The sequence below is a fragment of the Pseudomonas sp. NPDC078416 genome (assembly GCF_050268485.1).
In the GTDB taxonomy this organism is placed as follows: Bacteria; Pseudomonadota; Gammaproteobacteria; order Pseudomonadales; family Pseudomonadaceae; genus Aquipseudomonas.
The window spans coordinates 83626-102962 of record NZ_JBNNGV010000014.1 but is presented as its reverse complement, the minus strand read 5'-3'; the positions used below and the strand labels follow the sequence as shown (position 1 = coordinate 102962).

The 19337-nt window shown below is 60.2% G+C and carries 18 protein-coding genes; 8 read left to right on the top strand and 10 right to left on the bottom strand.

From position 1 onward, the window contains the following. Nucleotides 1-214 precede the first annotated feature (214 nt). Nucleotides 215-1402 (top strand): MFS transporter, encoded by a 1188-nt coding sequence (locus tag ACQKEN_RS14650; protein WP_427686483.1) that lies wholly within the window; start codon nt 215-217, stop codon nt 1400-1402. A gap of 183 nt (nt 1403-1585) precedes the next feature. On the opposite strand, the gene ACQKEN_RS14645 is transcribed toward ACQKEN_RS14650, so the two are convergent. From ACQKEN_RS14645 to glyQ, 4 genes are read right to left on the bottom strand one after another with little or no spacing between them, the layout of a single operon-like run. Continuing rightward, a complete protein-coding gene (locus tag ACQKEN_RS14645; RefSeq protein WP_427686481.1) occupies nt 1586-2356 on the bottom strand; it encodes a lysophospholipid acyltransferase family protein in 771 nt (256 codons plus the stop codon). A 58-nt stretch (nt 2357-2414) separates the two neighbouring features. Then, nucleotides 2415-2972, bottom strand: coding sequence for a D-glycero-beta-D-manno-heptose 1,7-bisphosphate 7-phosphatase (gene gmhB, locus ACQKEN_RS14640; RefSeq protein ID WP_427686479.1), 558 nt, complete (start codon nt 2970-2972; stop codon nt 2415-2417). A gap of 11 nt (nt 2973-2983) precedes the next feature. Then, nucleotides 2984-5038 carry a glycine--tRNA ligase subunit beta gene (glyS, locus tag ACQKEN_RS14635; RefSeq protein ID WP_427686477.1) on the bottom strand — a complete coding sequence of 685 codons (2055 nt, stop codon included), beginning with the start codon at nt 5036-5038 and terminating at the stop codon, nt 2984-2986. Continuing rightward, nucleotides 5035-5982: a glycine--tRNA ligase subunit alpha gene (gene glyQ, locus ACQKEN_RS14630; protein WP_065988033.1), complete on the bottom strand. Its 948-nt coding sequence runs from the start codon at nt 5980-5982 to the stop codon at nt 5035-5037. Before glyQ ends, glyS begins: the two co-directional genes overlap by 4 nt. Nucleotides 5983-6064: 82 nt before the next feature. On the opposite strand from glyQ, the gene ACQKEN_RS14625 reads away from it, so the two are divergent. Together ACQKEN_RS14625 and ACQKEN_RS14620 are read left to right on the top strand one after the other, a co-directional pair. Further along, entirely contained in the window at nt 6065-6637 is a 573-nt protein-coding gene (locus tag ACQKEN_RS14625; RefSeq protein WP_427686475.1) for a DNA-3-methyladenine glycosylase I, read from the top strand. Between the two features lie 39 nt (nt 6638-6676). Continuing rightward, nucleotides 6677-7564, top strand: coding sequence for a lysophospholipid acyltransferase (locus tag ACQKEN_RS14620; protein ID WP_427686474.1), 888 nt, complete (start codon nt 6677-6679; stop codon nt 7562-7564). Between the two features lie 146 nt (nt 7565-7710). On the opposite strand, the gene trkA is transcribed toward ACQKEN_RS14620, so the two are convergent. From trkA to def, 4 genes are all read right to left on the bottom strand, one after another. Further along, nucleotides 7711-9084 carry a Trk system potassium transporter TrkA gene (gene trkA, locus ACQKEN_RS14615; protein WP_427686472.1) on the bottom strand — a complete coding sequence of 458 codons (1374 nt, stop codon included), beginning with the start codon at nt 9082-9084 and terminating at the stop codon, nt 7711-7713. Between the two features lie 166 nt (nt 9085-9250). After that, nucleotides 9251-10573, bottom strand: a complete 1323-nt coding sequence (gene rsmB / locus ACQKEN_RS14610) for a 16S rRNA (cytosine(967)-C(5))-methyltransferase RsmB (RefSeq protein WP_427686470.1) — start codon at nt 10571-10573, stop codon at nt 9251-9253. Beyond that, nucleotides 10570-11529: a methionyl-tRNA formyltransferase gene (fmt, locus tag ACQKEN_RS14605; protein ID WP_427686468.1), complete on the bottom strand. Its 960-nt coding sequence runs from the start codon at nt 11527-11529 to the stop codon at nt 10570-10572. Before fmt ends, rsmB begins: the two co-directional genes overlap by 4 nt. A gap of 132 nt (nt 11530-11661) precedes the next feature. After that, nucleotides 11662-12168, bottom strand: a complete 507-nt coding sequence (def, locus tag ACQKEN_RS14600; protein ID WP_074886160.1) for a peptide deformylase — start codon at nt 12166-12168, stop codon at nt 11662-11664. Nucleotides 12169-12309: 141 nt separating this feature from the next. Here def and ACQKEN_RS14595 point away from each other — a divergent pair, with 141 nt between their 5' ends. The 3 genes from ACQKEN_RS14595 (at nt 12310) to ACQKEN_RS14585 (ending at nt 15170) form a co-directional block, all read left to right on the top strand. Further along, complete coding sequence (locus tag ACQKEN_RS14595) at nt 12310-13335, top strand: LysM peptidoglycan-binding domain-containing protein (RefSeq protein ID WP_427686465.1); 1026 nt, start codon at nt 12310-12312, stop codon at nt 13333-13335. 125 nt (nt 13336-13460) lie between these two features. After that, nucleotides 13461-14573: a DNA-processing protein DprA gene (gene dprA, locus ACQKEN_RS14590; RefSeq protein WP_427686463.1), complete on the top strand. Its 1113-nt coding sequence runs from the start codon at nt 13461-13463 to the stop codon at nt 14571-14573. Between the two features lie 39 nt (nt 14574-14612). Further along, nucleotides 14613-15170 (top strand): L-threonylcarbamoyladenylate synthase, encoded by a 558-nt coding sequence (locus tag ACQKEN_RS14585; protein WP_133774050.1) that lies wholly within the window; start codon nt 14613-14615, stop codon nt 15168-15170. 138 nt (nt 15171-15308) lie between these two features. On the opposite strand, the gene ACQKEN_RS14580 is transcribed toward ACQKEN_RS14585, so the two are convergent. Further along, nucleotides 15309-16286, bottom strand: a complete 978-nt coding sequence (locus tag ACQKEN_RS14580) for an NADPH:quinone reductase (RefSeq protein ID WP_427686461.1) — start codon at nt 16284-16286, stop codon at nt 15309-15311. 225 nt (nt 16287-16511) lie between these two features. Between ACQKEN_RS14580 and hemF the strand changes: the two genes are divergently transcribed. Both hemF and aroE read left to right on the top strand, forming a co-directional pair. Beyond that, nucleotides 16512-17432, top strand: a complete 921-nt coding sequence (hemF, locus tag ACQKEN_RS14575; RefSeq protein ID WP_427686459.1) for an oxygen-dependent coproporphyrinogen oxidase — start codon at nt 16512-16514, stop codon at nt 17430-17432. Beyond that, nucleotides 17432-18259: a shikimate dehydrogenase gene (aroE, locus tag ACQKEN_RS14570; RefSeq protein ID WP_427686457.1), complete on the top strand. Its 828-nt coding sequence runs from the start codon at nt 17432-17434 to the stop codon at nt 18257-18259. The genes hemF and aroE overlap by 1 nt, the downstream gene beginning before the upstream one ends. 124 nt (nt 18260-18383) lie before the next feature. Here aroE and choX read toward each other — a convergent pair whose 3' ends face one another. Then, nucleotides 18384-19310 carry a choline ABC transporter substrate-binding protein gene (gene choX, locus ACQKEN_RS14565; RefSeq protein WP_427686456.1) on the bottom strand — a complete coding sequence of 309 codons (927 nt, stop codon included), beginning with the start codon at nt 19308-19310 and terminating at the stop codon, nt 18384-18386. Between the last annotated feature and the right edge of the window lie 27 nt (nt 19311-19337).

Sequence of the window (19337 nt, the reverse complement as noted above, 5' to 3'; positions counted from 1 at the left end):
GGATGCTGCGCGTCTAATTGGCATCCCTAATCGCCACGCGGATTAACTGCACGCCCTGTCAGCCAATAATTTGGCCCTGAAACTCGAACGATAGTTTTTGTTAAGGGACTGTACCGCTGCGCCTTATCTGGGCAATGACAGCGGCAAGAACGTGCATACCCGCCGATTGAACCGCTGCATCAGGACAGGTTTAAGATCAAGGAGCCTCAGTCATATGTCGATTCGCAAATACCAGAAAGTGCTGGCTATCCCTCGAGTGCTGCCTGCCACGTTGTTCATGTTCGTCGCCGGTCTGCCGCTGACCATCATGGGGCTCACGCTGAGTTTGCATGTGCTCAATGAAATGGGCGGCAGTTATTTTGATGCGGGCGTGGTGGGGACAGCGACCGCCCTTGGTTTCGCGGTGGGCTCTCCCCTGCTCGGCCGAATGATTGACCGTCACGGCCTGCGTCCAGTGGTGGCGGTGTGCGGGACGCTGTCGACGCTCGCCTGGATACTGCTCCCCATGGTGGGCTATTGGTTGTATGTGCTTCTGGCGTTTGTGGCAGGGCTGTTCACCGTGCCGACAGGATCGCTCGCCCGCCAGTTCGTCGCCAGCCTCGTCCCGGAAGATCAGCGCCGGCCTGCTTACTCGCTCAACATGATGCTCATGGAGCTCTCATTCGTCATCGGGCCCGCCAGCGGCATCCTGTTGATCACCACCTATTCGGCGACTGCCACTCTGGCGGGCATTGGCCTCTGGCGTGCGCTCTCCTATGTGGTGCTCTACGTGTTGAATTGGCCTACGCGCAATGTGGACGAAGTCGCAGCAAATCCGGATCGTGTACGGCCCAAACTCCGCACCTGGATGAGCGGCCGTTTACTGGCCGTCATGTGTGTGAGTGCGGGGGCTTTGTTCGTGCTGTACGGCACCGAACTGGCACTGATCGCCGTGCTGCGCGCCAGCGATCAACTTGCCTTCACCGGGTATGTCATCGCCGCCATGTCCATTGCGTCCATCGTGGGCGGGTATGTCCACGGTGTTGTCCACAGGTCGTGGTCACAGATGAAACTCGCTTTGGCAATGAGCCTGCTGCTGCTACCTGTAGTGTTCTTTGATGACGTCTGGTGGTGGCTGATGCTCGCGCTGTTGCCAACCAATCTGCTATGCACGCCGACGCTGGCTGCAGGTTCGGAAGCGGTTGCCAAGCTGGCGCCTTCCAGCGTAAGAGGTGAGGTGATGGGGTTGCACGATTCGGCTTACCGGATAGGTCAGACCCTGTCGGCGCCCATTGTGGGATTCGCCATCGACAGCGTTTCCCCCGCCATGGGATTCGTCGCAGCCGCGTGTGGCGGGATTGTATTAGTCGGTATGGGGGCGCTATGCAATCTATGGATAGCCGCGCCGGGGAGGACTGCTTGATTCACGCCTCGGTCTTGGCTGCCAAGGCTCAAGACCGGTCTCTTCAGGGCATCGAAAGGCCCTAGGGGAAAACTTATGCACGCTTTGGACTTGGTAAGCGTCAGAAGAAATAAGTATTTAAATTAGAGAGTTAGCAGCGAATTTCTCGATTTTTTATTTATTCGTGCACAGGTTATCCACAATTCACGCCGGTGATTTCTCGGGTACTGGCGCAGGCATGGCGGGCGATCCCAAATCACGCTGGGTTTGCTCATTCCATGCCGAGACGCGATCGTTCAATGCAGCAATTGCGCGAGGGCCGGTGCCCTCTGCGTACATAGGTTTGCCAATCACGACTTCGATAGTGCCCGGTTTTTTACCCCAGCCCTCTTTTGGCCAGTAGCGGCCGGCATTGTGGGAAATGGGAAGGACGGGCAAGTCCGCATTAACGGCCAGCGCCGAACCGCTGCGCGAGAACTTTCCGATCTGGCCGTAGGGTACGCGCGTGCCTTCAGGGAAGATCAGCACCCAGACCCGATCTTTGAGCAACTCATCGCCTTTCTTCGCCACGACCTTGAGCGCCGCTTTGGGATTGTTGCGATCAATGGCGATGGGACGCAGCATCGCCATGGCCCATCCAAAGAACGGCACGTAGAGCAACTCACGCTTGAGCACTTGGCTTAAAGGCTGAAAGTGGGCCGATAGAAAAAACGTTTCCCACGTGCTTTGGTGATTGGAGACGATCACGCACGGTGTCTCCGGGATGTTTTCCTGGCCGGTGATGTTGACCTTGATGTTGAGAAACACGCGGGTCAGCCATAACGCGCAGCGGCACCAGTAGACATTGATGAAGCGATAGCGAAGACGGAACGGCAGGAAAGGTGCAATAAAGAAACTCAGCGAACACCACAGCAGGGCAGTAGTGCCCAGCAGCAGGTAAAAGAAGAAAATCCTGATGGCCTGCACAATCGACATAGCTGCTTTTACCGTTACGGGGCAATTGCCCGAAATTGAGCGAGCCGTTGAATAGCCGTTAGCGATTCAACGGGGCGCTGTTGTGAATAAGTTCTGCGGCAACCGCCGCCAGATCATCGAAAACCAACGTGCCTGCGGGTAATGCACCGCTTCGCGTCTTCTGACCTTTGCCGGTCAGGACCAGAACAGGTTGTGAGTCGACGGCCACCGCCGCCTCCAGGTCACCCTTGCTGTCGCCCACAAACCACACGCCGCCCAAATCGACGGCGTAATGGCTGGCAATTGTCTTCAGCATGCCCGGTCTTGGCTTGCGGCAATCGCAGCCAGCGTCCGGGCCATGGGGGCAATAAACGACCAGTCCGACCTCGCCGCCCTCCTCCGCCACGAGTTCACGCAGGCGTGCGTGCATGGCATCGAGGGTCGCGAGATCGTAGTAACCGCGAGCGATGCCGGACTGATTGGTGGCCACTGCCACCGTCCAGCCGGCTTTACTCAGTTGCGCAATGGCCTCGATGGAGCCTGGAATCGGAACCCACTCGTCCACCGACTTGATGTAGGCGTCGGAGTCCTGGTTGATCACCCCGTCCCTATCGAGAATCAGCAACTTCACTGGCATGCGCTCCGCTGTCAGCTCAACAAAGAGATGTCGGCAACGCCGAGGAACAGATTGCGCAGACGGGCAAGCAAGGCATAACGGTTGGCTCGCACGCTTGCGTCTTCCGCGTTGACCATCACTGCCTCGAAAAACGCATCCACCGGCTCGCGAAGTGCCGCAAGACGGGTCAGTGCTTCGTTGTACTGACGGCTGGCGGACATCGGCGCTACGGCCTGATCTGCCTGCTGAATGGCCGAGTACAGCGAGAACTCGTTGGCGTTATCGAAGTACTTCGGCTCGACGGTCTGGGCGATGTTGCCATCCGCCTTGCTCAGCAGATTGGAAACCCGCTTGTTCACGGCGGCCAGTGCTGCAGCCTCAGGCAATTTGCGGAAGGCCTGGACCGCCTGAACACGTTGATCGAAGTCCAGAGCCGAAGCGGGCTGCAAGGCGCGCACCGAGAGATAGACGGAAACGTCTACGCCTTCGTCTTCATAGCGCGCACGCAGACGATCGAAGATGAATTCGAGCACCTGCTCTGGCAGGCCAGCAGGCTTGATCTTCACACCAAACTGAGCAACGGCGAACTGCACGGTTTTGACCAGGTCGAGATCCAGCTTCTTCTCGATCAGGATGCGCAGGATGCCGAGCGCGGCCCGGCGCAATGCGTACGGGTCTTTGCTCCCGGTCGGCAACATGCCGATACCGAAGATGCCCACGAGTGTGTCGAGCTTGTCGGCGATGGCGACAGCGGCGCCGGTCAACGTGCCTGGCAATTCAGCGCCAGCGCCGCGCGGCATGTACTGTTCGTTCAACGCCAGTGCGACGTCTTCGGGTTCGCCGTCGGCCAAGGCGTAGTAGTAGCCTGCAACGCCCTGCATCTCGGGGAACTCGCCAACCATCTCGGTCGCCAGGTCGCACTTGGAGAGCAAGCCTGCACGCGCGGCGCGCTGAGCATCGCCGCCAATGCGTGGTGCGATGAACGAAGCGAGCTTGGAAACGCGCTCGGCCTTGTCGAACACCGTGCCCAACTGCGCCTGGAACACCACGTTCTGCAGGCGCTGGTTGAAGGTCTCCAGCTTCTGCTTCTTGTCCTGCTTGAAGAAGAACTCGGCGTCGGTCAGACGTGGACGAACGACTTTCTCGTTGCCGTGGACGATCTGGGAAGGGTCTTTGCTGTCGATGTTCGCGACAGTAATGAAGCGCGGCAACAGCTTGCCTTCGGCATCCAGCAGACAGAAATACTTCTGGTTGTCCTGCATCGTGGTGATGAGGGCTTCCTGCGGCACTTCAAGGAAACGTTCCTCGAACGAGCACACCAGCGGCACTGGCCACTCGACCAGCGCAGTCACTTCATCGAGCAATGCCGGCGGCACGATGGCGGTGCCTTCGTGTTGTGTGGCGAGCTCTTCGACGCGCTTGCTGATCAACTGACGACGCTCGTTGAAATCCGCGAGCACGTGGGCCGCGCGCAGGTCGCTGGCGTAGTTGGCCGGCGAAGAAATGCGCACGCTTTCCGGGTGATGGAAGCGATGGCCCCGGGATTCACGGCCGGACGTCTGGGCAAGAATGGTGCAATCAACGACCTGATCGCCAAACAGCATGACCAGCCATTGGGTCGGACGCACGAACTCTTCCTTGCGAGCACCCCAGCGCATGCGCTTCGGGATCGGCAGATCGTTCAGCGAGTCTTCGATGATGGTCGGCAGCAGACTTAACGTTGGCTTGCCAGGGATGCTCTGGCTGTAGCGCAGCTTCGGGCCGCTCTGATCGATTTCGCTGAGGTCCACGCCGCACTTCTTGGCGAAGCCCAAGGCAGCCTGGGTCGGATTGCCCTCGGCATCGAACGCCGCCTGGCGTGGCGGGCCATCCAGGTTGACGCTGCGATCCGGTTGCTCGGTGGCGAGCTGAGTAATCAGCACGGCCAGACGACGTGGCGCGGCATAAACCTGCTTGGCACTGTAGGTCAGGCCGGCAGCGTGCAGGCCTTTTTCGATACCGGCCATGAACGCATCGGCCAGGGTATTCAATGCTTTGGGTGGCAGTTCTTCGGTGCCCAGTTCAACCAGAAAATCTTGAGCACTCATTGCGCAGCCTCCAGCTTGGCCAACACTTCATCGCGAATATCGGGCGCGGCCATCGGGAAGCCGAGCTTGGCCCGGGCCATCAGGTACGCCTGGGCCACGGAGCGAGCCAGGGTGCGGACGCGCAGAATGTACTGCTGACGCGCCGTCACGGAAATTGCACGACGGGCATCCAGCAAGTTAAAGGTGTGAGAGGCCTTTAGGACCATTTCGTAGCTCGGCAATGGCAGCTCCACTTCGATCAGGCGCACGGCTTCGCTTTCATAGAAATCGAACAGCTCGAACAGTTTGTCGACGTTGGCGTGCTCGAAGTTGTAGGTCGATTGCTCCACCTCGTTCTGATGGAACACGTCGCCGTAGGTGACTTTGCCGAACGGGCCGTCAGTCCAGACCAGGTCGTAGACCGACTCGACGCCTTGCAGGTACATCGCCAGACGTTCGAGGCCATAGGTGATTTCGCCCGTGACCGGGTAGCACTCGATACCGCCGACTTGTTGGAAATAGGTGAATTGCGACACTTCCATGCCGTTCAGCCAGATCTCCCAACCCAGGCCCCACGCGCCGAGGGTGGGTGACTCCCAGTTGTCTTCGACAAAGCGGACGTCGTGTACGAGGGGGTCAAGACCCACGTGCTTCAGCGAGCCGAGGTACAGCTCCTGAAAATTGTCCGGGTTGGGCTTCAGGACGACCTGGAATTGGTAGTAGTGCTGCAGGCGATTCGGGTTCTCGCCATAACGGCCATCGGTAGGACGACGGCTCGGTTGTACGTAGGCGGCGTTCCAGGTTTCCGGGCCGATGGCGCGCAGAAACGTAGCGGTGTGGAAAGTGCCGGCGCCCACTTCCATATCGTAGGGCTGAAGTACCACACAACCTTGCTCAGCCCAGTATTGCTGGAGGGCGAGGATCAAGTCTTGGAAGGTACGCACGGCTGGCGTAGGCTGGCTCACGAAATTCACCTGTACTGGGGGGCTGCGATTTAAAGAGCGGGAGTATACCCGATTCGGCCGCGCCTCCACCCTTGGGAGCCCTATGCCACGCTGCTTTTGGTGCAACGAAGATCCGCTTTACATGGACTACCACGATCAAGAGTGGGGCGTGCCGTTGCGCGATGCGCAGATGCTGTTCGAGTTCCTGTTACTCGAAGGGTTCCAGGCTGGACTGTCGTGGATCACCATCCTGAAAAAGCGTGAGCGCTACCGCGAAGTGATGTTCGGCTTCGACGTCCAGCGCATTGCAGCGATGACCGATGCTGAAATCGAAGCGCTGATGCAGGAGCCCGGCATTGTGCGCAACCGTCTCAAACTCAATGCCGCGCGCAAGAACGCCCTGGCCTGGTTAAGGCTGGAGGATCCGGTTGCATTCGTCTGGTCCTTCGTCGGCGGCAAGCCCAAGGTCAATCACTTCAAGGACCGCAGCGAAGTCCCGGCCATTACGCCAGAGGCCGAAGCGATGAGCAAAGCGTTGAAGAAAGCCGGCTTCACCTTCGTCGGTCCGACCATCTGTTACGCCTACATGCAGGCCACCGGAATGGTGATGGACCATACGATTGACTGCGACCGATACGCCGAACTGGTGGGTGATGTGGATAATCGGCTCCCATGAATGGTTACAATGACCGCCTCATGTATTCGGGAGTGATCTGTGGATAAGTTCAAAGGGGCCTTGATGGTTGGGGCATTGCGCCTGTTTGCCCTGCTGCCGTGGCGCGCAGTGCAATGGGTCGGCACCTGCATTGGCTGGCTGATGTGGAAGCTGCATAACCGGTCTCGCGATGTCGCGCGCATTAACTTGTCCAAGTGCTTCCCCGAACTGAGCCCTGAAGAACTCGAAGCACTGGTCGGCCGCAGCCTGATGGACATCGGCAAGACCCTGACCGAAAGCGCCTGCGCGTGGATCTGGCCGGCGCAGAAGTCGATCAATCTGGTTCGCGAAGTCGAAGGGCTTCAGGTCTTGAAAGACGCCCTGGCGTCGGGGAAGGGCGTCGTCGGCATCACCAGCCATCTGGGCAACTGGGAAGTGCTCAACCACTTCTATTGCAGCCAGTGCAAACCGATCATTTTCTACCGACCACCCAAGCTCAAGGCCGTGGACGATCTGCTGCGCAAGCAGCGTGTGCAGTTGGGTAACCGCGTGGCCGCGTCCACCAAGGAAGGCATTCTCAGCGTCATCAAGGAAGTGAGAAAAGGCGGCTCTGTCGGCATTCCGGCGGACCCGGAACCCGCTGAGTCGGCAGGGATATTCGTGCCCTTCTGCGGGACAATGGCGCTGACCAGTAAGTTCGTGCCGAACATGCTGGCGGGCGGCAAAGCCGTTGGAGTGTTCCTCCACGCGATGCGTCTGGAGGATGGCTCTGGCTACAAAGTCGTACTCGAAGCCGCGCCGGACGACATGTACAGCGCTGATACCGCAACGTCGGCAGCGGCCATGAGCAAGGTGGTTGAAAAGTACGTGCGGGCTTATCCAAGCCAGTACATGTGGACCATGAAGCGCTTCAAGAAACGCCCCGAGGGCGAGAAGCGCTGGTATTGATCAAACCCTTCGCCCAGCAGGCCAGCGATCACCTGTAGGAGCGCGCTTGCCCGCGAAAAAAAAGTAGGTGCATCCGACAGCGCTATGTCAGACCTACCATTTTTCGCGGGCAAGCGCGCTCCTACGTTAAAGGCGTCTGCCCAGAGTCAGAAAAAGCTCAATCCCACCTGAAACAGTCGCTCTACGTCGCGGATGTACTTTTTATCCACAAGGAACATGACCACGTGATCGCCTGATTCGATCACCGTGTTGTCATGGGCGATGATCACCTGGTCGGCACGGGTGATGGCGCCGATGGTCGTGCCGGGCGGCAAGTTGATATGCATGATGGCTTTGCCAATCACCTTGCTGGATCTGGCATCGCCATGGGCGACGATCTCGATGGCTTCCGCCGCGCCCCGACGCAACGAATGCACGCTGACGATATCGCCGCGCCGCACGTGCGCCAGCAACGTACCGATGGTGGCGAGCTGAGGGCTGACGGCGACATCAATCTCCCCGCCTTGCACCAGATCGACGTACGCCGGGTTGTTGATGATCGTCATCACCTTCTTCGCGCCGAGACGTTTGGCCAGCAACGACGACATGATGTTTGCCTCGTCGTCGTTGGTCAGCGCCAGAAACAGGTCGGCGTTATCGATGTTCTCTTCCACGAGCAGGTCGCGATCCGAAGAGCTGCCTTGCAGGATCACGGTGTTGTTCAGCGTGTCTGACAGGTGACGGCAGCGGGCGGGGTTCATCTCGATGATCTTGACCTGATAGCGGTTCTCGATGGCTTCCGCCAGCCGCTCGCCAATCTGACCGCCGCCGGCAATCACGATGCGCTTGTAGCTTTCATCCAGGCGACGCATCTCGCCCATGACAGCGCGGATATCCGCCTTGGCGGCGATGAAAAAGACTTCGTCGTCCGCCTCGATAACCGTATCGCCCTGAGGAATGATCGGACGGTCGCGACGGAAAATGGCAGCGACTCGCGTGTCGACATTGGGCATGTGCGTGCGCAACTGGCGCAGTTGCTGACCCACCAAAGTTCCGCCGTAGTAAGCCTTGACGGCCACCATCTGGACTTTGCCACCGGCGAAGTCGATGACTTGCAGGGCGCTGGGATACTCGATGAGCCGCTTGATGTAATGGGTGACTACTTGCTCAGGGCTGATCAGCACGTCCACGGGAATGGCGCCGTTGGCGAACAGGCCTGAGCGGGTCAGGTACGCCGATTCGCGAACACGGGCAATCTTCGTCGGGGTCTGGAACAGCGTGTACGCGACCTGGCAGGCGACCATGTTGGTCTCGTCGCTGCTGGTCACGGCCACCAGCATGTCGGCGTCGTCGGCGCCGGCCTGACGCAGCACGGTCGGAAACGAGCCGCGACCATGGACGGTGCGTATATCGAGCCGATCACCCAACGCCCGCAGACGATCCTGATCGGTGTCCACGACGGTGATGTCGTTGGCTTCGCTGGCCAGGTGTTCGGCCAGCGTACCGCCGACCTGCCCCGCGCCGAGAATGATGATCTTCAATCAGTCTCTCCTTGAAATGATGATCGGGTCAGATGCGTGGGCTGAAGACCTGCGGCGTTTTCGGACCGTAGGAGCCGGCTTGCTGGCGAACCTGCCAGATCAATCAGTAGCGAGATGACTGATCTGACCCATTCGCCAGCAAGCTGGCTCCCACAGGAGACAGGCATCAGACCGCCGCCGCAATCTTGATCAGTTTGGCGTAGTAAAAGCCGTCATGCCCGCCTTCCTGGGCCAGCAACTGACGGCCGTGGGGCTGTTTCAGACCAGGCGGTGGATTGCCTTGCTGCCCGGCAATGTCCAGCTCCCGAGCACCCGACGTACGCGCCAGAAATGCAGCGATGACTTCGGTGTTTTCAGTCGGCAGCGTCGAGCACGTGGCGTACAGCAAAATGCCGCCGACCTGCAGCGTTGGCCACAATGCGTCGAGCAATTCGCCCTGCAACGCGGCGAGGGCGGGAATGTCATCCGCCTGACGGGTCAGCTTGATGTCGGGGTGGCGACGAATCACGCCGGTCGCCGAGCACGGCGCGTCGAGCAGAATGCGCTGGAACGGTTTGCCATCCCACCATAGATCGGTGGCGCGGGCATCGGCGGCGATGAGTTCGGCACTCAGGCCCAGGCGATCGAGGTTCTCTTTGACCCGCACCATGCGCTTGGCTTCAAGATCCACTGCGACCACGCCCGCCAGGCCCGGTTGTACTTCCAGCAGATGGCAAGTCTTGCCACCCGGCGCGCAACAGGCGTCCAGCACACGTTGACCCGGCGCCAACTCCAGCAAGTCGGCGGCCAGTTGCGCGGCCTCATCCTGAACGCTGATCCAGCCCTCGGCGAAACCCGGGAGCGAACGGACATCGCCCGGTTCGGTGAGCACGATGCCGTCTTGGCTGAACGTGCAAGGCGTCGCGGCAATGCCTGCGTCCAGCAACAGTTGAAGGTACTGCTCGCGGGTTTTGTGCCGGCGGTTGACCCGCAAAATCATCGGCGGGTGGGCGTTGTTCGCCGCACAAATCGCTTCCCAATGCTGGGGCCACGCGGCTTTCAACGCTTTTTGCAGCCAGCGTGGATGAGCGGTGCGCACCACCGGATCGTGTTCCAGCTCCGTCAGCAATGCCTCGCCTTCCCGTTGAGCACGACGCAGCACGGCATTGAGCAACGCTTTTGCCCACGGTTTTTTCAGTTTGTCGGCGCAGCCCACGGTTTCGCCGATAGCGGCGTGGGCAGGAATCCGCGAATAGAACAGCTGATACAGGCCTACCAGCAGTAAAGCCTGCACGTCGTTATCAGCGGTTTTGAATGGTTTCTGCAGCAGCTTGGCCGCCAGCGCGGACAGCCTCGGCTCCCAGCGCGCGGTGCCAAATGCCAAATCCTGGGTCAGGCCGCGGTCGCGGTCTTCAACCTTGTCCAGTTGCGTGGGCAAGGAGCTGTTCAGCGATGCCTTGCCACTCAGTACGGCAGCCAGAGCCTTGGCAGCAGCCAGACGCGGGTTCATTGCGCATCCACCGCTTGGCCAAGGACGGTGCCGACGGCGAACTTCTCGCGGCGACTGTTGAACAGGTCAGCGAAGCCCAGGGGTTTGCCGCCCGGGAGTTGCAGACGGGTCAGGCGAAGCGCGCCTTCACCGCACGCGACCAGTAGGCCGTCTTTGCTCGCGTCGATGATGCTGCCGGGCGTGCCCTCCTCGTCGGCGACCTGCGCGGCCAGCACTTTCAGCGCTTCGCCGTTGAGCGTGGTGTGGCAGATCGGCCATGGATTGAAGGCGCGTACCAGTCGCTCCAGCTCAACCGCCGGACGGGTCCAGTCGATGCGCGCTTCGTCTTTATTCAGCTTGTGCGCGTAAGTGGCGAGACTGTCGTCTTGCACCTCGCTTACCAGTGTGCCGTCAGCCAGCCCGGCGATGGCTTGAATCACCGCAGTCGGGCCGAGCTCAGCGAGACGATCATGCAGCGTGCCCCCGGTGTCGTCGGCCGTAATCGGGGTCGTCACTTTGAGCAGCATCGGGCCGGTGTCCAGGCCCGCTTCCATGCGCATGACCGTCACGCCGCTTTCGGCATCGCCCGCCTGCACCGCGCGCTGAATCGGCGCAGCACCGCGCCAGCGTGGCAGCAACGAGGCGTGACTGTTGATGCAGCCCAGACGCGGGATATCCAGCACGGTCTGCGGCAGGATCAAGCCATAGGCGACTACGACCAGCAGGTCCGGCTTTAACCCAGCCAGCTCGGCCTGGGCTTCGGGTGCGCGCAAGGTCGGTGGCTGCATGACAGGAATATTGTGCTGGAGGGCAAGCTGCTTGACCGGGCTGGGCATCAGCTTCTGACCACGACCGGCCGGGCGATCTGGCTGGGTGTACACCGCAATGACGTCGTGGGGACTGTCGAGCAGGGCTTTCAAATGCTCGGCGGCGAATTCCGGGGTGCCGGCAAACACGATGCGCAGTGGCTCAGTCATGGGCTTCTCTTGAAGTAAGACTGTAGAAACGTGCTTGCCCGCGATGGCGTGGTGTCAGCCGACAAATGCGGCAGGGGACAGGTCGCTATCGCGGGCAAGCGGGCTCCTACGGTAGAAAGGAGGATGGCGGGATCAGGCGTTTTGCTTGTGGAGTTTTTCCAGCTTCTTCTTGATACGGTCACGCTTGAGATTGGACAGGTAATCAACGAAGAGCTTGCCGTTCAGGTGGTCGCATTCGTGCTGGATGCACACGGCGAGCAGACCCTCGGCGATGAACTCATAGGGCTGGCCGTCACGGTCCAGCGCCTTGACCTTGACCCGCTGCGGGCGATCCACATTCTCGTAGAAACCTGGAACAGACAGGCAGCCTTCCTGGTACTGGTCCATCTCGTCGGTCAAAGGCTCGATCTCGGGGTTGATGAACACCCGCGGCTCGCTGCGATCTTCAGAGAGATCCATCACCACCACGCGCTTGTGTACGTTAACCTGCGACGCGGCAAGACCGATGCCAGGTGCTTCGTACATGGTTTCAAACATGTCGTCGACCAACTGGCGAATGCTGTCGTCCACTTCAGCCACCGGTTTGGCGATGGTGCGCAGGCGCGAATCGGGAAATTCGAGGATGTTTAGAATGGCCATATGCGTAAGGGATGCACTGTAGGGTAAAGTCAAAATCGGCTGCTAGGCTTGGGACGTCACAAGCTGCAGCCCTAGTAAAACCGGAAGTCTCGCAAGACTCAGCGTTTCACGCGAAGCCAACATGATAAAGGGATTCACCGCATGAGGAAATCACTACTCGCCCTGCTGCTGTTGGCCGCGACCGGCCTTGTCCAGGCGCAAGTACAGCTCAGGGATGGCCATCCACAGAGTTACACCGTCGTCGCCGGTGACACACTTTGGGACATTTCCGGAAAATTTCTTAACCAGCCCTGGAAGTGGCCGCAGCTCTGGCGCGCCAATCCACAGGTTCACGACCCTGATCTGATCTACCCCGGCGACACGCTCAACCTGATTTACGTCGATGGTCAGCCACGCATCGTGGTCAATCGCGGCGAGTCCCGGGGCACCATCAAACTGTCCCCGCGTGTGCGCAGCACGCCGATTGCCGAGGCGATTCCGACCATCCCGCTGGGTGCAATCAATGCGTTTCTGCTGAATAACCGAATCATCGATAACGCCAGCCAGTTTGAAGCCGCGCCTCATGTCGTGGCCGGCCCCGGTGAGCGGGTGCTCAGTGGCGCGGGTGATCGCATTTATGCTCGTGGGCAGTTCGAACCGAGCCATGTCTCTTACGGCATCTATCGCAAGGGCAAGACCTACGTCGATCCGGTCACCGGCGTGGTATTGGGCATCAATGCCGATGACATCGGCAGCGGCGAAATCGTCGCCACGGAAGGCGATGTGGCGACGTTGCAAATGCAGCGCTCGACCCAGGAAGTGCGCCTTGGCGACCGGCTGTTTGTCAGCGAAGAGCGCCGAATCAATTCTACTTTTGTCCCTAGCGAACCCCAGCAGCCGGTCGACGGAAACATCATCGACGTGCCTCGGGGCGTGACCCAGATCGGCGAGTTCGACGTGGTGACCATCGACCGTGGCCGGCTCGACGGTTTGGCCGAAGGCAACGTGTTGGCGATCTACAAGACCGGCGAGACGGTGCGCGACCGGGTCAACGGTGATCAAGTCAAAATTCCCGACGAGCGTTCAGGGCTGCTGATGGTCTTTCGTACGTACGAGCGACTGAGCTACGGCATGGTGCTGCACGCAACCCGATCTCTGGCGGTGCAGGACAAAGTCCGCAATCCGTAATGCTATGTATCAGCTGTAAATCACTTTTCTCCACCGGCATGCTTCACTTATCAAATTGTTGTTAACAGACTTATCCACAGTTTGGTTCACAGATTTCAGGTGGACCACGGATCAAGGAAGATCACATGCCGTTGTTCGAAAAAGCCGGTCAGTCGCCGGCCGAGCTGGAAGCCCGTTTGCGTTTGCATCGGCTGCCGGAAGTCGGCCCGAAACGTTTTCATACCCTCATCGATGCGTTCGGCAGCGCCTCTGCCGCGTTGAGTGCGCCGACCTCGGCATGGCGATCTTTACGGCTTCCGGCGGCCAGTGCCGAAGCCCGTCGCAGTGCTGAAGTCCGCGACGGCGCGAGCGCTGCACTGGCTTGGCTAGAGCGCCCGGGCCAGCATTTGCTGATGTGGGACGATCCGGACTACCCCGCACTGCTGGCGGAAATCCCTGATCCACCGCCCCTGCTTTTCATCGCCGGAAACCGCGCCCTGCTCGATCGTCCGCAGTTGGGAATGGTGGGCAGTCGACGCGCTTCCAAGCCCGGGCTCGACACCGCTGCGGCATTCGCGCGGAGCCTGGCAGGTGCCGGTTTTGTCATCACCAGCGGGTTGGCGCTGGGTATCGACGGCGCCGCTCATCAGGGTGCGCTGGACGTAAAAGGCGGGACGATTGGCGTGCTGGGCACAGGCATCGAAAAACTTTATCCACAGCGGCATCGGCAACTTGCAGCGCGGATGGTGGCCGATGGAGGCGCAGTGATTTCCGAGCTGCCACTGGACGCCGGACCCCACGCCAGCAACTTTCCCCGGCGCAATCGAATCATCAGCGGTTTGTCCCTGGGCGTGCTGGTGGTCGAGGCCAGCGTCGCCAGCGGATCGCTGATTACGGCACGTCTTGCCGCCGAGCAGGGCCGTGAGGTCTACGCCATTCCCGGCTCGATCCATCATCCGGGCGCCAGGGGGTGTCATCAGTTGATCCGTGAAGGGGCGGTGCTGGTGGAAACCATCGACCATATTCTTGAGGCGCTGCAGGGCTGGAAAAACGTCGCGCCGAGTACGGACGTCGTTGATAAGCCGTCAACCCCGTTGCACCCGCTCCTGGTTCTTTTGCATGCAGCGCCTCAAACCGGCGAGGCGCTGGCCCATAACAGTGGTTGGCCGTTGCCAAAGGTCCTGGCGGCGCTGACTGAGCTTGAACTCGACAGCAGCGTGGCCTGTGAGGCCGGGCGATGGTTTGCCCGGGCACGCTGAGGTTAAACTGCCCGCCTGCGTAATTTGGGAGAACGGACGATGGTCAGCAGTTGGCGAGTGCAGCAAGCCGCACGAGAAATTCGGGCCGGGGCGGTGATTGCCTATCCAACCGAAGCGGTGTGGGGGTTGGGCTGTGACCCTTGGGATGCGGAGGCGGTGTATCGCCTGCTGGCAATCAAGGCGCGGCCTGTTGATAAGGGCTTGATCCTGATCGCAGACAACATCCGTCAGTTTGATTTCCTCTTCGAGGACTTCCCTGAGCTGTGGATCGATCGCATGGCCAGCACCTGGCCGGGACCGAACACCTGGCTGGTGCCCCATCAAGGCCTGTTGCCGGACTGGATCACCGGAAAGCACGACACCGTCGCTCTCCGGGTCAGCGATCACCCGACCGTACGCGAGCTGTGCGCCTTGACCGGTCCGCTGGTGTCGACCTCCGCCAACCCGACCGGCCGCCCCGCCGCCCGCTCGCGATTGCGAGTGGAGCAGTATTTCCACGAGCAGCTGGACATGGTGTTGAGTGGCAGTCTTGGCGGGCGCCGCAATCCGAGTGTGATCCGGGATCTGGTGACGGCTGAGGTGGTAAGGGCGGGGTAATGCCCGCCCGGACCTAGCGCTGACGCGCACAGCCTGTAGGAGTTCGCTTGCCCGCGAATGCGATATGTCTGCTACGCATTCAGCGGCTGAAAGGACGCTTTCGCGGGCAAGCGCGCTCCTACAACGTCAAATGCGGGATCAAGGCACCAGAATGATCGATCCCACCGTTCTGCGGCCGGACAGTTCGGTGTGCGCCTTTGCGGCATCCTTGAGGGCGAACTTCTGGATGTCGTCGACCTTCACTTTGCCGGTGGCAACCATTTCAAACACTTCATCCGCCATCGCCTGCAAGGCTTCCGGGGTGTTTGCGTAGGAGCCCAATGTCGGGCGCGTGACGTAGAGCGAGCCTTTCTGAGCGAGAACGCCCAGGTTCACGCCGGTCACTGCGCCTGATGCATTGCCGAAGCTGACCAGCAGGCCTCTCAATTCCAGACAATTCAGCGACGTTTCCCACGTGTCCTTACCCACGCCGTCATAGACCACCGGGACCTTCTTGCCGTCGGTCAATTCCAGTACACGCTGAACGACGTCTTCCTTGCTGTAATCGATCACTTCCCACGCGCCCAGCGCCTTGGCGTGCGCAGCCTTCTCTGCCGAGCTGACCGTGCCGATAAGCTTGACGCCCAGGGCGTTGGCCCACTGGCAGGCGATGGATCCCACGCCGCCGGCAGCGGCATGGAACAGGATGGTTTCTTCAGGGCGGATTTCGTAGGTCTGACGAAACAGGTACTGCACGGTCAGGCCCTTGAGCATGACGGCTGCGCCCTGCTCGAAGCTGATGCCGTCAGGCAGCTTGGCAATGTTCGCGGCCGGCGTTATGTGAACGTCCCCGTATGCACCCAGCGGGCCTGTGCCGTACACCACCCGGTCGCCGACTTTGACATGAGTGACTTCGCTGCCGACCGCTTCAACCAGTCCTGCGCCTTCGTTGCCCAACCCCGACGGGAACGAAGGGGCCGGGTACAGGCCGCTGCGAAAGTAGGTCTCGATGAAGTTGACGCCAATCGCCTTGTTACGCACGAGCACGTCTTTCGGGCCTGGCGCTGGAGGTTCGAAGTCCACGTACTCAAGCACTTCCGGACCGCCATAAGCCTTGAACTGGATACGTTTTGCCATTTGCTTTCTCCGTCATGGATCGGACTTGCAGGGGATGACTGTCGATGCGAAAGGGCTCTATCGGACTCCTTCGTCGTCGCTTCGTCAACTGCGGCATCCGCCGAGCCGGTGATATGCTACGGGCCGAATTTCGCCGAAGGGATTTGCCCAGTGAGGCGTGCCATCAACGCCAAGACTGGTCGAATCCCGCTCCCGACGCACGTTTCAGTTAATGCAGGTACCGCCATGTCCTTTCGCACCGATGCCGTCAAAGCCTATTTGCTCGACCTTCAGGATCGCATTTGCGCCGCGCTGGAAACCGAAGATGGCAGCGCCCGTTTCGTCGAAGACGCCTGGGAACGGCCTGCTGGCGGTGGCGGACGCACCCGCGTGATCGAGAACGGCCATATCCTCGAAAAGGGCGGTGTCAATTTTTCCCACGTCTTCGGCGCCGGCCTCCCCCCCTCGGCCAGCGCTCATCGACCGGAGCTGGCAGGACGTGGTTTCGAAGCCCTCGGCGTGTCGCTGGTGATGCACCCGCACAACCCTCACGTGCCGACTGCCCACGCCAATGTGCGGTTTTTTATCGCAGAAAAAGAAGGCGAAGAACCGGTGTGGTGGTTCGGCGGCGGCTTTGACCTGACGCCCTATTACGGCGTCGAGGAAGACTGCGTTCATTGGCACCGCGTCGCCGAACAGGCTTGCGCGCCTTTCGGCGCCGACGTTTATCCCCGCTACAAGGCGTGGTGCGATCGCTACTTCCATATCAAGCACCGCAATGAGCCCCGCGGCGTCGGCGGACTGTTTTTCGACGACCTCAATGAGTGGGATTTCGACACCAGTTTCGCGTTCATTCGCGCCATCGGTGATGCATTCGTCGAGGCGTATCTGCCCATCGTTCAACGCCGCAAAGACACCCCATACACGCCGCAGCAACGTGAATTTCAGGAATTCCGCCGCGGGCGTTACGTTGAATTCAATCTGGTGTACGACCGCGGCACCCTGTTCGGGCTGCAATCGGGTGGCCGGACTGAATCGATCCTCATGTCGCTGCCGCCGCAAGTGCGCTGGGGCTATGACTGGAAAGCCGAGCCGGGCAGCGAGGAAGCACGTCTGACGGAGTATTTTCTGCAGGATCGCGACTGGCTGGCTGAGGCGGCACACTGATGACAGACCAGTATGTTGTCTTCGGCAACCCCATCGCCCACAGCAAGTCGCCGCTGATTCATCGCCTGTTCGCCGAGCAAACGGGTCAGGTGCTCGATTACCAGACCTCACTGGCGCCGGTGGACGGTTTCACCGCCTACGCCAAAGCGTTTTTCGAGACAGGCCGGGGCGCCAATGTCACCGTGCCGTTTAAGGAAGAAGCGTACCGGATGGCCGATCAGCTGACCGAGCGCGGTCGTCGTGCCGGGGCGGTCAATACGCTGGCGCTTCGAGCGGATGGCAGCCTGCTGGGCGACAACACGGACGGCGCAGGCCTTGTTCGGGACCTGAAGGTCAATCATGGCGTCACCCTCAAGGACAAACGCATCCTTGTGCTCGGAGCTGGCGGCGCAGTGCGTGGCGCGCTGGAACCCTTGCTGGCGGAAGATCCCTACGTGCTGGTGGTTGCCAATCGCACGGTAGAAAAGGCAGAACAACTGGCCCAGGAATTCGCCGACATCGGCCCGGTGCTGCCCGCAGGCTATGACTGGCTGGAGGAACCGGTCGACATCATCATCAACGCCACGTCGGCCAGTCTGTCGGGCGAAGTACCGCCCATTGCGCCCAGCCTGATTCAGCCGGGCGTGACCTTCTGCTACGACATGATGTACGCCAAAGAACCGACCGCATTCTGCCGCTGGGCCACGGAACACCATGCCGGGCAAGCAGTGGATGGTTTGGGGATGTTGGTTGAGCAGGCCGCCGAGGCGTTTTACCTGTGGCGCGGCGTGCGACCGGAATCAGCGCCGGTGCTGGCGGAACTGCGGCGGTTGATGGCGCAGACCTGACCGGCTGATATGGCTGGCGATGTACCGTAGGAGCGCGCTTGCCCGCGAAGACATTGTGTCAGTCGATGCACCTGGCAATGACTCACTGCATTTCGCGGGCAAGCGCGCTACTACAAAGTGCTGCTTACAACTTGGCCTTCACCGCTGGCAGCGCATCCTTGTCGTCAACGGTTTTCACGCCGTCGAGCCATTTGTCCAGCACCGCCGGATTGGCTTTCAACCATGCTTTCACCGCCTCGGTGTTGCTGACCTTCTTGTCCACCACGGTCTGCATGATCGAGTTCTCCATGTCCTGGGTGAACATCAGGTTGGAAAGCAGCTTGGCGACGTTCGGGCAGGCGTCGGCGTAACCTTTGCGGGTTACGGTGTAGACGCTGCCGGTATCACCGAAGTATTTCTCGCCGCCTTTGAGGTAGTGCATGCCCTTGATCTGCACGTTCATCGGGTGCGGCGTCCAGCCGAGGAACACCACGAACTCTTTCTTCTTCACGTTGCGCTGCACTTCGGCCAGCATCGCCTGTTCGCTGGATTCCACCAACTTCCAGTCACCCAGTTCGAACTCGTTCTTTTTGATGATCTCCTGAATCGACGCGTTGGCCGGAGCGCCTGAGCCGATGCCGTAAATCTTCTTGTGAAATTTGTCGGCGAATTTGTTCAGGTCGCTAAAGTTGTGGACGCCTGCGTCATACACGTAATCAGGGACGGCGAGGGTGAACTCGGTGCCTTCCAGATTCTTCGCGTATTGCGTCACGTCACCCGTGGCGATGAATTTGTCGTAGAAGCCCTGCTGGGCCGGCATCCAGTTGCCCAGAAAGACGTCGAGTTGTCCGTCCTTCAGACCGCCGTAGGCGATCGGTACCGCCAGGGTGTCGATCTTGGTTTTGTAGCCCATGCCATCAAGCAAAAAGCCTGCAGTGGCGTTGGTCGCGGCGATATCGCTCCAGCCTGGATCGGCCATCCGCACGGTGCTGCAGCTGGCGTCGGCGGCATAGGCCACGACGCTGCTCAAGCTCAAGACCCCAACCGCCAGTGTGGTGAACAGCTTATTCATGGTGTGCCCCTTTTTTTGGTTTTCTAA